A 13,150-nucleotide genomic window follows, 5' to 3' on the forward strand; every position below is an offset into this window, starting at 1 on the left:
TAGGCCGAGGCGAAGATGCCGAAGATCGCCCCCGGCACCAGCACGTAGTGGAAGTGCGCCACCACGAAGTAGGTGTCGTGGTACTGGAAGTCCGCCGGGGCGATGGCCAGCATCAGCCCGGAGAAACCGCCGATGGTGAACAGGATGACGAAGGCCACCGAGAACAGCATCGGCGTCTCGAAGGTCATCGAACCGCGCCACATGGTGCTGGCCCAGTTGAACACCTTCACCCCGGTCGGTACGGCGATCAGCATGGTGGCGTACATAAAGAACAGTTCGCCGGTCAGCGGGATGCCGACGGTGAACATATGGTGCGCCCAGACGATAAACGACAAGAAGGCGATGGATGCCGTCGCATAAACCATCGAGGTGTAACCGAACAGCGGCTTACGCGCAAAGGCCGGGATGATCGCACTGACCGCGCCGAATGCCGGCAGGATCATGATGTACACCTCGGGGTGACCGAAGAACCAGAACACATGCTGGAACAGCACCGGGTCACCGCCACCGGCGGCACTGAAGAAGCTGGTGCCGAAGTGAATGTCCATCAGCATCATGGTTACGCAGCCCGCCAGTACCGGCATGACCGCGATCAGCAGGAAGGCGGTGATCAGCCAGGTCCAGACGAACAGTGGCATCTTCATCAGGGTCATGCCGGGGGCGCGCAGGTTGAGGATGGTGGCGACCACGTTGATCGCCCCCATGATCGAACTGATACCCATCAGGTGCACGGCGAAGATAAAGAAGGTCACCGATTCCGGCGCATAGGTGGTCGATAGCGGCGCATAGAAAGTCCAACCGAAGTTGGGCCCGCCGCCTTCCATAAACAGCGTGCTGACCAGCATGCTGAACGCCGCAGGCAGCAGCCAGAAACTGAAGTTGTTCATCCGCGGCAGGGCCATATCCGGCGCGCCGACCATCAGCGGGATCATCCAGTTGGCCAGGCCGACGAAGGCTGGCATCACCGCGCCGAAGACCATAATCAGGCCGTGCATGGTGGTCATCTGGTTGAAGAACTCCGGCTGCACGATCTGCAGGCCCGGCTGGAACAGCTCGGCGCGAATCACCATGGCCATGGAGCCGCCCAGCAGGAACATGGCGAAGCTGAACCACAGGTACATGGTGCCGATGTCTTTATGGTTGGTGGTCAACACCCAGCGCATCAGGCCTTTGGCCGGGCCGTGGTGATGGTCATGCCCGGCATGACCGTGGTCGATCACTGCACTCATGTCCTTACTCCTGAGCCTGTTTGAACGCGAGGATGTCTTTCGGCGTGACCATGTCGCCTACCGCATTGCCCCAGGCATTGCGTTCGTAGGTGATGATCGCGGCGATGTCGACTTCCGAGAGTTGCTTGCCGAAGGCAGCCATGGAGGTACCCGGTTTGCCGTTGACCACGATGCCGATATGGCCGGCCGCAGGTCCCATGGCAATCGCCGAGCCTTTCAGCGCCGGGAACATCGGCGGCAGCCCTTCGCCCGTTGGCTGGTGACAGGATGCGCAGTTGGTCTGGTAGGACTTCTCGCCACGCGCCATCAGCTCATCCATGGTCCACTCTTTAGTGGTCAGCTCCTTCTCGGCGGCCGCGGCCACCTTGCGCTCGGCCAGCCAGGCGGCGTAGTCCTCTTTCGACTTGGCTTCGACCACCACGGGCATAAACCCGTGGTCCTTGCCGCACAGCTCGGTGCACTGGCCACGGTAGATGCCGGGCTCGTCGATGCGCGTCCAGGATTCGTTGATAAAGCCGGGGATGGCATCCTTCTTCACCGCCAGGGCCGGCACCCACCAGGAGTGGATCACGTCGGCGGCGGTGATCAGAAAGCGCACTTTGGTGCCAACAGGCACCACCAGCGGCTCGTCGACTTCGAGCAGGTAGTGCTCGCCTTTGCTGGCCTTGTTGTTGATCTGGTCTTGCGGGGTGGTCAGGTTGCTGAAGAACTCGACGTCCTCACCGAGGTACTTGTAGTGCCATTTCCACTGGTAACCGGTGACCTGGATATCCAGCTCCGACTCGCTGGAATCGTAGATCTCGATCAGGGTTTTGGTCGCCGGTATCGCCATCAGCACCAGGATCACCAAGGGCACGACCGTCCAGAGGATCTCGACCGTAGTGCTTTCGTGGAAGTGCGCCGGCTCCTGGCCGGTGGAGCGACGGTGAACGAGCATCGACCAGAACATCGCGCCGAACACGATCACGCCGATCACGACGCAGATCCAGAAGATGGTCATGTGCAAATCAAATACTGAGCGGCTGACCTCGGTGGCACCGGGCGTCATATTGATGCCCCAGCTGGCGTGTGCCGAGCTGAATACCAACCACAACAGGAGGCCCATCCAGACTCGTGGATGTCGCATCATTGCGGGTTCCCCTTAATTTTTCTTGTTATCCCGCCGAATCGGTCAGTGGCTCAGCCAGCGCACATCTTCACGGTGAAAATGCCTGCGAGGACTGTGCATACCACAGCTGATTCGGAGCTATCAGGTACTGCCTTTCGAATTCGAGTATAGACACGGACTTGCACCTGGCAATGTCAAAGCCGAAATGAGCAACGCACTGCAAGCCACGCGCTAGAGACCGCGGCTGGCGCGGGATAGGCCGGGGTGGTGACGACGACATATAGCCGACTCGCATAACTGTTTAATAATTATGACAATCGGGTCTTAGTCGGGGCGCTCAGCCAGCTAAGGTTCTCGCCCATGTCCTTATTTCAGGAGCTGTCATGAATATCGCCGCTTTAAACGAGTTGATCCAACGGGCGCATCAGCATGAGGCCGCTACGGGCCTTCTCGCCAGCCAGATGCAGGCACATCTGGGCCACTTGCACCCGTCCATCCGCCTGCCCGGCGAAGACACTCAAGGCGTGCTACAGCGTTTTGTCAGCGCCTATATCGAGCAGGTACCGGAGCTGTTGCAGGCGGCTTATGAGGTGTCGCTGGAAGCGGGAATCGAGGCGCAGATCAAACCGGTGCTCAAGGTGGCCGAGCAGTTCTTCCTCCAGCCGCCCGCGCTGATGGCCGGCCATGAAGGGCTGGAAGGATTACTCGATGAAGCCTATCTGGCCCATCGCCTGGTCGAGGAAGTGAATGATCGCTACATCGCCCACCTGGGCGCGCCGCTGATTCCGCTGGATACCACGGTGGCGAACCTGATTGCCCACCAGCTGATCGGCGAGCCCTTCGCCAACCAGTTGGATGAAGCGGTGCACCATGCCGTCGGCGGCATGCTTGACGACACCAGCTTTGCCCAGGACTCGGTGCAGGCCTACCGCGAGCGCCTGCACAACCCACAGACCGATGCGGCCTGGCAGCGCTGGCCATGCCTGTCGCAGCAGCTCGGGCTTGAGCTGCAACTGGATGAAACCCGCGCGGCGGGCTAGCAGACCTTATACCTCGCACGCATTTACCGACTAGCAGTGCCGTTGAAAAATGTAGGCGAGGCCGTTTTTAACGAAGTATTGCCAACGCAGGTAGCTTTTCAACAGCCTGCTAGCTGCTTGGCAGATAGCGCGCGCGTGGTGTGGCCATCGGCAGCGGGCCGTCGCCGATCAGGCGGAACTCGCCCTTCTCCGCGTCGTAAGCCTTGATATCGCTGGTTTCGATGTCATACACCCAGCCGTGGATAAACAGCTGGCCGCAGGCCAAGCGCGATGCCACCGAAGGATGGGTGCGCAGGTGATCGAGTTGCGCCACAACGTTTTCCTCGGTGAGGATGCCGAGGGTGTTGTGATCGGTGCAGCCGCAGTTTTCCGCCACCACCGTCTTGGCCACTTCGGCATGCCGTAGCCAGGCTTTTACCGTGGGCATGCGCTCCAGGCCTGCCGGGTTGAGCACCGCCTTCATTGCGCCGCAGTCGGAATGTCCGCAGATGATGATGTGCTGCACACCCAGCGCCACCACCGCGTACTCGATGGCGGTGGAAACCCCGCCCATCATCTGCCCGTAGGGAGGCACCACGTTGCCGACGTTGCGGTTAACGAACAAATCGCCCGGCGAGCTCTGGGTGATCAGCTCGGGCACCACGCGCGAGTCGGCGCAGGTGATAAACATGGCGAGCGGGTTCTGTGCGGTGGCCAGCTTCTTGAACAGCTCTTCCTGCTGCGGGAAGATCTCGCTGCGAAAGCGTTTGAAGCCATCGACGATGCTCTGCAGCGCTTCCTCGGCACTCTCAGTGCCTGTGCGTCCCTGCAGCGGAATCAACTGATGCTTGTATGGCATGTTTGCGACCTCTGTAAACCTGATTAAACGCTGCTAAAACGACAGCCAAGGCCGCTAGCGAGTCACATACCAAGTGTTACCTTGGATGACTCGGACGGCAACCGTCAGTCTTGCCAAACATCTTGCTGAAACAACAAATTGCGGCCTCTTAGAGCAGCGCCAGCTGGCCACCCGGTGGGCAGAAGCGCGTGCAGTCGAGGCCGAAACCATCCCGTCGATTCAGCCCCAGGCGCTTGCTGGCCAGGGCAAAACGTTGCGCGAGCAATTCGGCAAACGCCCCTTCACCGCGAAAACGCTGACCGAAGCGGCTGTCATACAGCGCGCCGCCACGGCTCTGGCGGATCAGACTGAGCACATGCTCGGCGCGCTGCGGGTAATGCGCCTGCAACCAGTCCTCGAACAGCGGCGCAACTTCGCGCGGCAGGCGCAGCAGCATGTAATTGGCACTCTGCGCGCCAGCATCCTTGGCCGCTGCCAGCAAGTGCTCCAGCTGCATGTCGTTGATCATCGGAATCATCGGCGAACACAGCACCCCGACCGGAATGTGGTTGTCGCGCAGCACGCGAATCGCCCGCAAGCGCGCCGCGGGCGCCGCAGCGCGCGGCTCCATGATGCGTTTGAGTTGATCATCCAGGGTAGTCAGGCTGATCATCACCGCCACCAGGCGCTGCTGCGCCAGCTCAGTGAGCAAGTCGAGGTCACGCAGGATCAGCGAACCCTTGGTGACGATGGTCACCGGATGGCGGTAGTCCAGCAGTACCTTGAGGCTGTTGCGCGTCAGCAGGTGCTGGCGTTCGATCGGTTGATAGGGATCGGTGTTGGAACCCAGGTTGATCGGCGCACACACATAGCCGGGCTTGCTCAGCTGCTGTTCGAGCAGCGCCACGGCGTTGGTCTTGGCGATCAGCTTGGTTTCGAAGTCTAGCCCCGGCGACAGGTCCCAATAAGCGTGGCTGGGCCTGGCGTAACAATAGATGCAGCCGTGCTCACAACCCCGATAGGGATTGAGCGAGCGGTCAAACGGCAAGTCTGGCGACTGGTTGCGGGTGATGATGCTTTTCGCGGTTTCGCTGCGCACCTCGGTCGCCCGGCTGGGCTGCACTTCCTGCAACCAGCCGTCATCGCTGGCGATAATGCGCTGCGGGGCAAAGCGGTTGTGCGGGTTACTGGCGGTACCGCGACCGCGTGGCGGCAGGGAAACGGACATGGGCTGGCTCCATAAATTACTGTATATAAATACAGTAATTTATCTGCACCACCAAGTGCCGACCGTCAGCAGACCCCTTATGCGGTAGCTGAATCAGCCCACCAGCAGCAACAACAGCGGCAAACTGGCCGCCGCCAGCAGGGTTTGCAGGGTGATGATGCCGGCCATCAACTGGCTGTCGCCGCCCAGCTGACGCGTCAATACATAGGCCGTCGGCGCGGTTGGCAGGGCAAAGAACAGCACCAGCACCGTGCTTTCCATCGCCGGTAACTGCAGGCCATAGGCCACCGCCCAGGCCAGCATCGGCATGGCCAACAGGCGCAGCAGGCTATTGCTGGCCAGGGCCGGAATCTCACCGCCCAACTGTTCAGGCTTTAGCGCCGCGCCAACGCAAAGCAGGCCCAGCGGCAGGCTGGCGGCGGCCAACAGGCCAAGCAGACGATCAGTTCCGCCTGGCAAGCCAAGCCCGCTGAGGTTGACCAGCGCGCCGCCCAGGCAGGCGAGAATCAGCGGGTTCTTCAGGATTGGCAGCAACAGGCTGCGCGCACTGACGCCGCGCTCGGCGGTCAGCGACCAGACCGACAGCACATTCACCGTCGGCACCATCAGGGCGAGCATGATGGCCGCCAGGGTCAGGCCTTCCTGGCCAAACAGGCTGCCCACCGCCGCCAGGCCAAGATAGGTGTTGAAACGCAGAATGCCTTGGCTGAATGCGCCGAAACGCCCCGCCGGCCAGCCACGCCCGCGCCGCACCAGCAACAGCGCCAGCCAGGCGATGCCCAGCGCCAGCAACACGGCCAACCCCAGACGCGGTAACGCCGGGTTATCCAGCGGCGCCGTGGCCAGGCTGCTGAACAACAACGCGGGGAACAAAATGAAGTAGTTCAGCCGCTCGGCACCCGGCCAGAAGGCTTCATTGGGAAACGCCCAGCGACGCAGGTAATAGCCGGCGACGATCAAGGCAAACAGCGGCCACAAGGCCAACAACAACTCCAGCACGGCAACCTCCAGCCACAGGTACGCCGCCATCTTGAGCAGCCACATGGGGTGACGCAAGGTCGATGTCGGTATTAGCAGGCCGTTGAAAAACTACCTACGTTGCTGATACTGCGTTGAAAACAGGCTCGGAAAGCCGCTTGCGGCTAACGCGCTTTAGCGCGACCCGAAGGGCGAGTGAAACGAGTAATGCTCATTTACAGCCAGTAAACTCCGCTTCCTCGCCTGTTTTCGCCTTGTCTCAGCTGCCTCGCCTACGTTTTTTAACGGCCTGCTAGGCTGTTTTACCTGACCGTTATGACGAGAACGCCTTATGCCCGCTATTCACCAAGGCGGTTGCCAGTGCGGAGCCTTGCGCTATCAGTTCGCGGCGCCGCTGCGGGACATCGCACACTGCCATTGCAGCATCTGCCGGCGCACTACCGGCGGCCTCGTCACCACCTGGATCAGCGTGCCGCTGACGAGCTTTCGCTGGCTGGCCGGCACCGCCCGCGAATACGCCTCGTCGGCCAGTTGCACGCGCAGCTTCTGCCCAACCTGCGGCGCGCACCTGACGCTGTTCACCACACTCAGCCCGCACAGCCTGGATATCACCATTGCCACCCTCGACCAGCCTGAACTGGCCCCGGCGGATCGGCATATCTGGGTGCAAAGCCGTCTGCCCTGGCTGCACCTCGACCCGCAGCTGCCCGAGGAAGATCAGGAAGTCATGGAGTAACCGGGTCAGGGCAGCTGCAGACCGCCGCCAGCCTTGTGCAGCGTGCGCAGATGCCTACCCAATTGCGTCAGGTTGGTTTCAGTGGCTTGCAGCTCGGCCAAACGAGCAGGCTCCAGCAGGGTGCGCACTTCCTGGTCGAGGTTATCGCTGAGCTGGCGCAGTTGCTGCTGGCGCGCCTGGCTCTCGGTTTCCAGCCGCTGCCATTCGGCGCGCTGCGGCAGGCCATAGCCGCCCTCAAGCAGTTCGGCCGGGCGACTGAGGAAACCGCTGTTGGCGAGAATCTGCTGCAGCGCGCCACCGGCCTTGTTCAGCGTGGGGTCAACGCCCTCCCGGCCGCTCAGGTAGCGGCGCTTGAGCTCATCCTGAGCCAGTAGCAATTGCCGGCGCAGCGCCGCCTGTTCGAGCAGCAGCAGGGCCGCGCTGGTGCGCAGATCGGCGCGGGCGAACCAGGGCTGGCGCTGCGCGGCGGGCTGGGTCAGCCAGTCCTCGACCTGCGTCTGCTCAATCGGCAGCTGCGCTTGCAGCACACTGAACATGGCCTGGTAGCGGTCACGGAATGAATCGAAGCGATAGCCCAGACGCAGCGCCTCGGCGGCGTCGGCCAGCACGCTGCGATCCGCCAAGTCGCGGGCCACCAGGGTATCGAGCAGGCCATTGGGCATGATGCTGTCGAGCGCATGCAGGCGCGGGTGCTGGCTACCGCTGCGCAGCAGCTTGAGGGTTTCCACGGCGCAGTTGTTGGAGATAAACCAGTAGTCGCCGTCGTAGCTCCAGTGCTGCTCGGCGGCGCGGATAACCAGTTGCTCCAGCTGCGGGCGGTCCAGCTTGAGCGGCACCGAGGCCAGGCTGCGCAGCTCAACCTTGGTGTATTCATCGATCACCTGGGCCAGCGGTAAAACGAACAGCCGCGACGGATAAACCCCGGTCAGGCCATCCCAGCTGGACAGCTGCACATCGCCGACAAAGGCGCGGTAGGACAGCACCAGATGCTCCTGCAGATCCAGCCGGCAATCCGGGCCACGCGGCCGACCCGGCGCGCAGATCACCAGGCGCAGCATGCTGTGGCCCCAGCGGCTGGCCAGCGCGTCGTTGGCCTCGGCCAGCAGGTAATCCACCTGATAGACGCGCTGCGGATCGATGCTGCCCAGCGGCTGGCGCGCGAAGTCACGCCCGGCATTCAAATAGGCCAACCCTTCGGCGCAGGGCTGCTGATTCGCCGGCGTCCAGGCGAAATGCGCGCTCAGGTAACGCGCCAACGAAGGCCGGCGACAGGCGTAGCTGGGGTCGAGCAGGAAGTACTCCATGTTGACCGCGAGAAACTCGCGCGGGTTGCTCAGCTCGTAGCTGTCCGGGCTGCGCGCAACCTGGTGGTTCTCTTCATCGCGCGCGCCACGGCGACCGACCTGCTGCGGCCAGCCGGCCAGGTCGAGTAGTCGCGGATCATCGCTCAGGGTAAAGCGCCGCGCCGTCTGCCCACGGCAGTGGTCCGGCAAGCCGACGACGCCCAAGCTCTGCTGACGCTGGCGACACTGGCGCTGCACCTGCCGATCGGCCTGCGGCCAGAGCTGGGCGCGGTCATACAGATGGCTGATTTCATGCAGCACAGTCGCCAGCAGTTCGCGGCGCACAGTGCCATGGGGGCGAGAGGTCTGGGTGGTGGCGCTGCTGCCGTCGCTCAAGCCTGGCAACAATCCGGCATTTAATTCAATACCGCTGAAACGCCCGGCGCGGCCATAGACCTGCGCCGGCAGAGTGCGCCAGCGCACGCTGATACGGCGATCGAGTTGCTGTTTGAGCTGTGGTGGCAAGGCAGCCAGGGCTTCCTGCAACAGCTGCTGACTGGCCTGGCGCTCAGCAGGGCTGAGCGTTGCGTCCGCTAGCTGCAGACGCAACTCGGCCTGGCTGCAGGTGCTGGCCAGTAACGCCAGCCCCAGCAGCCAGGTACGCGGCCACCTCACAGTGCCAGAATGGCTTCGGCCAATACCAGATCGGAAGCGCCCTGCGCCTCAGGTACTTGGCTGCGGATGGTGCCGAGAGCGGCTTCCAGCTGCGCGCCACGGATCTGCCCTTGGCTGGCGACAAAGCTGGCCGCATCGTCACGGGCCGCAAGCACGACTTTCGAATCGCGCACCGAGGTGGTGGTATCCGAGGTGAAGTCGAAGGAGCGGGCTACCGCGTTGATAACGATGTTGCTACTGGCAACCAGGGTTTGCGCCTGGGCAGTGGCACTGAACAAAACAACTGCAACTACAGCACTGAGCAAGATAGGGCGCATATTCATCTCCAAAAATCAGCCATCACATCGGTTGTAACTGGGTTAGACGGGCATTCTTCCACACAGTTCCGCCAGCGCTTCTGGCTAAGCGCTGGCAGTGGGCGAACTCAAAGACTGAGGATCGCCGTCGCCAACTGCATATCGTCGCCCTGCAGCGTCGGTGCCTGCTGACGGATATGCTGCAGAGCGGCCTCCAGGCGCACCCCACGGATGTCACCCTGGCTGGCGACAAAAGCCGCTGCATCATCACGGGCAGCCAGTACGATCTTGTCATCGCCAAAAGAAGACGACACATCGGACGTCGCTTCCGACGTCGCACCGATCGCTCCAACCACCGCATCGGTGGTGACCACAAAGCTGGTGGCACTGGCTGTGCCGGCCAGCGCCAGCAATGCCGCGAGGCTAAAGGTCTTTATCGCATTCATTTACAGGCTCCTCGATAAGGCCCGACACACAGGCCAAGTTCAGTGTAGACCCTGACTGTGCGGGTTGGTTTCCAGGCTACTCAACGCCAGAACGGCTTTGCCAGCTCGGTCTGACGCTGCGCTTCACTGATACCTGTGTCCGCTAGCTGCCGACTATCGAGGCGCGCCAACTGGCCGCGCGTGCGCAGGTTGCGCTGCCAGCCATGCAGCACGGCATAGGCTCGCAACCAGAACGGGGGTTTCCTGTGGACAGCATCCGAGGGCTGACGCTTGAGCGTGTGTTCCATGGCGCATTCCTTGTCAGAGACGAGAGGGTGGCAACCTATGGTGCACGGGCGAGGGAAATGGCTGCAGAGACAGCGCCCCTAAATTGTTATGGTGCAGCTTGGCTTTTATAAGAACTGTACTGCCTAACAGCGCCGCTGACTGTTACGGCACAGGGTTGCTGGCGCAGTTGTTGCCGGCCCATAAAAAGAAAGCCCCAGCACGCGGAGCGCTGGAGCTTTCAAAAATCCCATTAAAGGGAGGAGCAGAAATCGGTGCCTGGAGCAGTTAACGTGAAAGTCGCGCAGCGACGCCCTCCTTATACCCTTCTCCCTCCGGGAGAAGGCGGCGCGAAGCGCCGGATGAGGGGAACGGCTGTGCCGCGAGAGGCTTGGATGCTTCGGGGGCCTCTCGCGGCATGTCCGTTAACGCCAGAAAGGCTTGCTCAGTTCGGCCTGACGCTGTGCTTCGCTGATACCAGCATCTGCAAGCAGACGGGAGTCCAGGCGAGCCAGCTGGCGGCGGCTAATAACGCGGCGCTGCCATTGCAGAACAGAAGCCAGCAAGCGCAGTGGCAAAGCGCTGGAGCCAGCGGATTGGCTGTGGTCAAAAAACAGGTCGGAACTTAGGGTACGTTCCATGATGATCATCCTTCCGCTTGTGGCGGGTCAGTGGTGTGTTGCGATGGGAGAATTATTGCCGTTGCCCCTACTTCGCTGTAGCCACAGCTGGATGAAATTGCAGCATAAATAGATAGTTTGCTTTGTAACTGTTTTGTCTTTTTGACAGATAACTGTACTGGCCATAAGTGCTTTAGCCTAAATAATCAATATAGACAGATGAAATAACTACTTAAACAGCTTAATAGTAGTGATTTAGCATAGGTACAGTTATAAATTGCACTTGCCTCATTACTGACCTGTTTTTCAGGTTTACCTTAGCAAAGCACGCTGCTGATCGATCGGAGCAAAGCACTTTATCCCGCTGTGGCTGCGGTCTGTGGCCCGCTGGGCACGTAACCCTAGTGCCGCGGCACTAACCACTTGTCCTGAAGCCCCATGCGCCGTTAGCCATCGGCTTGTACACACCGGCCATGCCGGCGATTTGCACGCATGGCGGCGCCCACGGCTTGCGACATTTAAACCTTGTCGACCCTGGCCTGACAGGCACCTGCTTGCGTGCTGGCGCAGCCGCTCGACCAGGTACGCCAGGTTGCCCTGCGTTGGCCATAGGCAGGGGTTGAGGTAGCGCATACGAGTGGCCGCTGCGGCGATATGGCTCAGGCCTGCGCTGAAGTAAAGGCTATCGGCCCTGCCTTCCCAGCCAGTGGCCATTACCCGAAGTCACCGAGGCATGGTGCGGCTGGTTAGGTATGCGCCAGAGGCTTAATCGCCCCCGGTTTCTTCGGCATGCAGCGCACCGCTCTCGCCCGCCTCCAGCACCACATAGGCGCTGGCGCAGAACAGTGAATTGAGACGCTTCATATCCGCGATCAACTCCAGATGCAGGGCGCTGGTTTCGATGCTCTGCACCACTTGGTGATGCAGGCGGCTGACATGGGCATGGGCCAGGCGGCGTTCCTGGGCGCGGAAACGGCGTTTCTCGCGCAGCAGCTGGCGGGCACTTTCCTTGTCGCCGGAGAGAAATACCGAAAGGCCCAGGCGCAGATTGGCCAGCAGTTGGGCGTGCAGCGCGGTGAGCTCCTCCAGGCCACTGTCGGAGAACGAATGGCGCTGCGCGGTCTTCTGATCCTGCACTTTGCCGAGCATGCGTTCGATGATGTCGCCGGCCTGCTCCAGATTCACCGCCAGCTCGATGATCTCCGCCCAGCGCCGGCTGTCGTGTTCGCTCAGCACCTCGCGTGGCACTTGCGCCAGGTAGAGTTTGACCGCGCTGTAGAGCGCATCGACATCGTCGTCCAGGCGGCGCAGCTCCTTGCCCAGGGCGGTTTGTCCGCCACTCAGGACTTCCAGCAAATGGCTGAGCATGGTCTCGATCAGGTCGCCGATGCGCAGGGTTTCGCGCACCGCATTGGCCAGCGCCAGGCTGGGTGTGGACAGCGCAGTGGGGTCGAGGTGGCGCGGGCGGGCCACGCCATTTTCATCCGGGCGATCCGGCAGCAGCCAGTTGCAGAAGCGCGCCATCAGCCCGACCGTGGGCAGCAGCAGCAGGCAGCGCAGGCTGTTGTAAATCAGGTGGAAGGCGATCACCAGCTCCTCGGGACGCCAGTTCAGGCTGTCCAGCCAGTTGGCCAACGGGTCGAGCAGCGGCATTACCAGCAGCAGGCCGATCAGCTTGTACAGCAGGCTACCCAGGGCCACCCGGCGGCCGGCCGGGGTTTGCAGGCTGCTGTTGAGAAAGGCCAGCACGCCGCTGCCGATATTTGCGCCAATGACCAGGCCGATGGCCACCGGCAGGCTGATCAGTCCGGCACCGGTCAGGGTCGCGGTGAGCAGCACGGCGGCCAGGCTGGAGTAGGAAATCAGCGCAAACAGCGCGCCGACCAGGGCATCCAGCAGCAGGTCGCCGGTCAGCGAGGCAAACAGCACGCGGATGCCCTGCTCCTGGGTGATCGGCGTGGCGGCGGCGACGATCAGCTCCAGGGCCAGCAGCATCAGGCCCAGGCCGATGGCCACGCGGCCGAGCTGGCCGGCGCGGGTCTGCTTGCGCGAGAGAAAGAAGATCACCCCGAGAAAGATCAGCAGCGGGCTCAGCCAGCTCAGGTCGAAGGTCAGCACCCGCGCCATCAGCGCCGTGCCGACATCCGCACCGAGCATGATCGCCAGCGCCGGGGTCAACGCCATCAGGCCCTGGGCGACGAACGAGGTGACCAGCAGCGCGGTGGCGTTGCTGCTCTGCACCAGCGCGGTCACGCCGATGCCGGCGGCAAACGCCAGCGGCCGCTTGCTGACGTTATGGCTAAGCACCTTGCGCAGGTGCGAGCCGTACACCCGCAGAATGCCGGTACGCACGATATGGGTGCCCCAGATCAGCAGGGCGACAGCGGAGAGAAGATTAAGCAGGGTGAGCATGCGGCTGCTCCCTGGCGC

At 62.0% G+C, this 13,150-nt stretch carries 13 protein-coding genes; 2 read left to right on the top strand and 11 right to left on the bottom strand.

Annotation, left to right across the window (positions count from 1 at the left end):
- On the bottom strand, positions 1–1,229 hold a 1,229-nt coding region (locus WA145_RS01770), incomplete at its 3' end, for a cbb3-type cytochrome c oxidase subunit I (RefSeq protein WP_422579913.1).
- Between the two features lie 4 nt (positions 1,230–1,233).
- Positions 1,234–2,358 (bottom strand): cytochrome c oxidase subunit II, encoded by a 1,125-nt coding sequence (gene coxB / locus WA145_RS01775; protein ID WP_422579914.1) that lies wholly within the window; start codon positions 2,356–2,358, stop codon positions 1,234–1,236.
- A 362-nt stretch (positions 2,359–2,720) separates the two neighbouring features.
- Between coxB and WA145_RS01780 the strand changes: the two genes are divergently transcribed.
- A complete protein-coding gene (locus WA145_RS01780; protein ID WP_422579915.1) occupies positions 2,721–3,377 on the top strand; it encodes a hypothetical protein in 657 nt (218 codons plus the stop codon).
- A 109-nt stretch (positions 3,378–3,486) separates the two neighbouring features.
- On the opposite strand, the gene WA145_RS01785 is transcribed toward WA145_RS01780, so the two are convergent.
- From WA145_RS01785 to WA145_RS01795, 3 genes are all read right to left on the bottom strand, one after another.
- A complete protein-coding gene (locus WA145_RS01785; RefSeq protein ID WP_422579916.1) occupies positions 3,487–4,215 on the bottom strand; it encodes a carbonic anhydrase in 729 nt (242 codons plus the stop codon).
- Between the two features lie 148 nt (positions 4,216–4,363).
- Positions 4,364–5,422 (bottom strand): PA0069 family radical SAM protein, encoded by a 1,059-nt coding sequence (locus WA145_RS01790; protein WP_422579917.1) that lies wholly within the window; start codon positions 5,420–5,422, stop codon positions 4,364–4,366.
- A gap of 93 nt (positions 5,423–5,515) precedes the next feature.
- Positions 5,516–6,451 (bottom strand): AEC family transporter, encoded by a 936-nt coding sequence (locus tag WA145_RS01795; RefSeq protein WP_422579950.1) that lies wholly within the window; start codon positions 6,449–6,451, stop codon positions 5,516–5,518.
- Between the two features lie 280 nt (positions 6,452–6,731).
- On the opposite strand from WA145_RS01795, the gene WA145_RS01800 reads away from it, so the two are divergent.
- Positions 6,732–7,136 carry a GFA family protein gene (locus tag WA145_RS01800; protein ID WP_422579918.1) on the top strand — a complete coding sequence of 135 codons (405 nt, stop codon included), beginning with the start codon at positions 6,732–6,734 and terminating at the stop codon, positions 7,134–7,136.
- Positions 7,137–7,141: 5 nt separating this feature from the next.
- Here the strand turns inward: WA145_RS01800 and WA145_RS01805 are convergent, their stop codons facing one another.
- The 6 genes from WA145_RS01805 to WA145_RS01830 all read right to left on the bottom strand — a co-directional run bounded on the left by WA145_RS01805 (position 7,142) and on the right by WA145_RS01830 (position 13,132).
- On the bottom strand, positions 7,142–9,094 hold the full coding sequence (locus WA145_RS01805; RefSeq protein ID WP_422579919.1) for a DUF4105 domain-containing protein: 1,953 nt from the start codon (positions 9,092–9,094) through the stop codon (positions 7,142–7,144).
- On the bottom strand, positions 9,091–9,411 hold the full coding sequence (locus WA145_RS01810) for a DUF2388 domain-containing protein (RefSeq protein WP_422579920.1): 321 nt from the start codon (positions 9,409–9,411) through the stop codon (positions 9,091–9,093). Before WA145_RS01810 ends, WA145_RS01805 begins: the two co-directional genes overlap by 4 nt.
- A gap of 107 nt (positions 9,412–9,518) precedes the next feature.
- On the bottom strand, positions 9,519–9,836 hold the full coding sequence (locus tag WA145_RS01815; protein ID WP_422579921.1) for a DUF2388 domain-containing protein: 318 nt from the start codon (positions 9,834–9,836) through the stop codon (positions 9,519–9,521).
- A gap of 80 nt (positions 9,837–9,916) precedes the next feature.
- Positions 9,917–10,123, bottom strand: coding sequence for a DUF1127 domain-containing protein (locus tag WA145_RS01820; protein ID WP_422579922.1), 207 nt, complete (start codon positions 10,121–10,123; stop codon positions 9,917–9,919).
- Between the two features lie 402 nt (positions 10,124–10,525).
- Positions 10,526–10,741: a DUF1127 domain-containing protein gene (locus WA145_RS01825; protein ID WP_422579923.1), complete on the bottom strand. Its 216-nt coding sequence runs from the start codon at positions 10,739–10,741 to the stop codon at positions 10,526–10,528.
- 744 nt (positions 10,742–11,485) lie between these two features.
- Complete coding sequence (locus WA145_RS01830; protein ID WP_422579924.1) at positions 11,486–13,132, bottom strand: Na/Pi cotransporter family protein; 1,647 nt, start codon at positions 13,130–13,132, stop codon at positions 11,486–11,488.
- Positions 13,133–13,150: the final 18 nt, after the last annotated feature.

Source organism: Pseudomonas sp. (genome assembly GCF_049301935.1).
In the GTDB taxonomy this organism is placed as follows: Bacteria; Pseudomonadota; Gammaproteobacteria; order Pseudomonadales; family Pseudomonadaceae; genus Aquipseudomonas.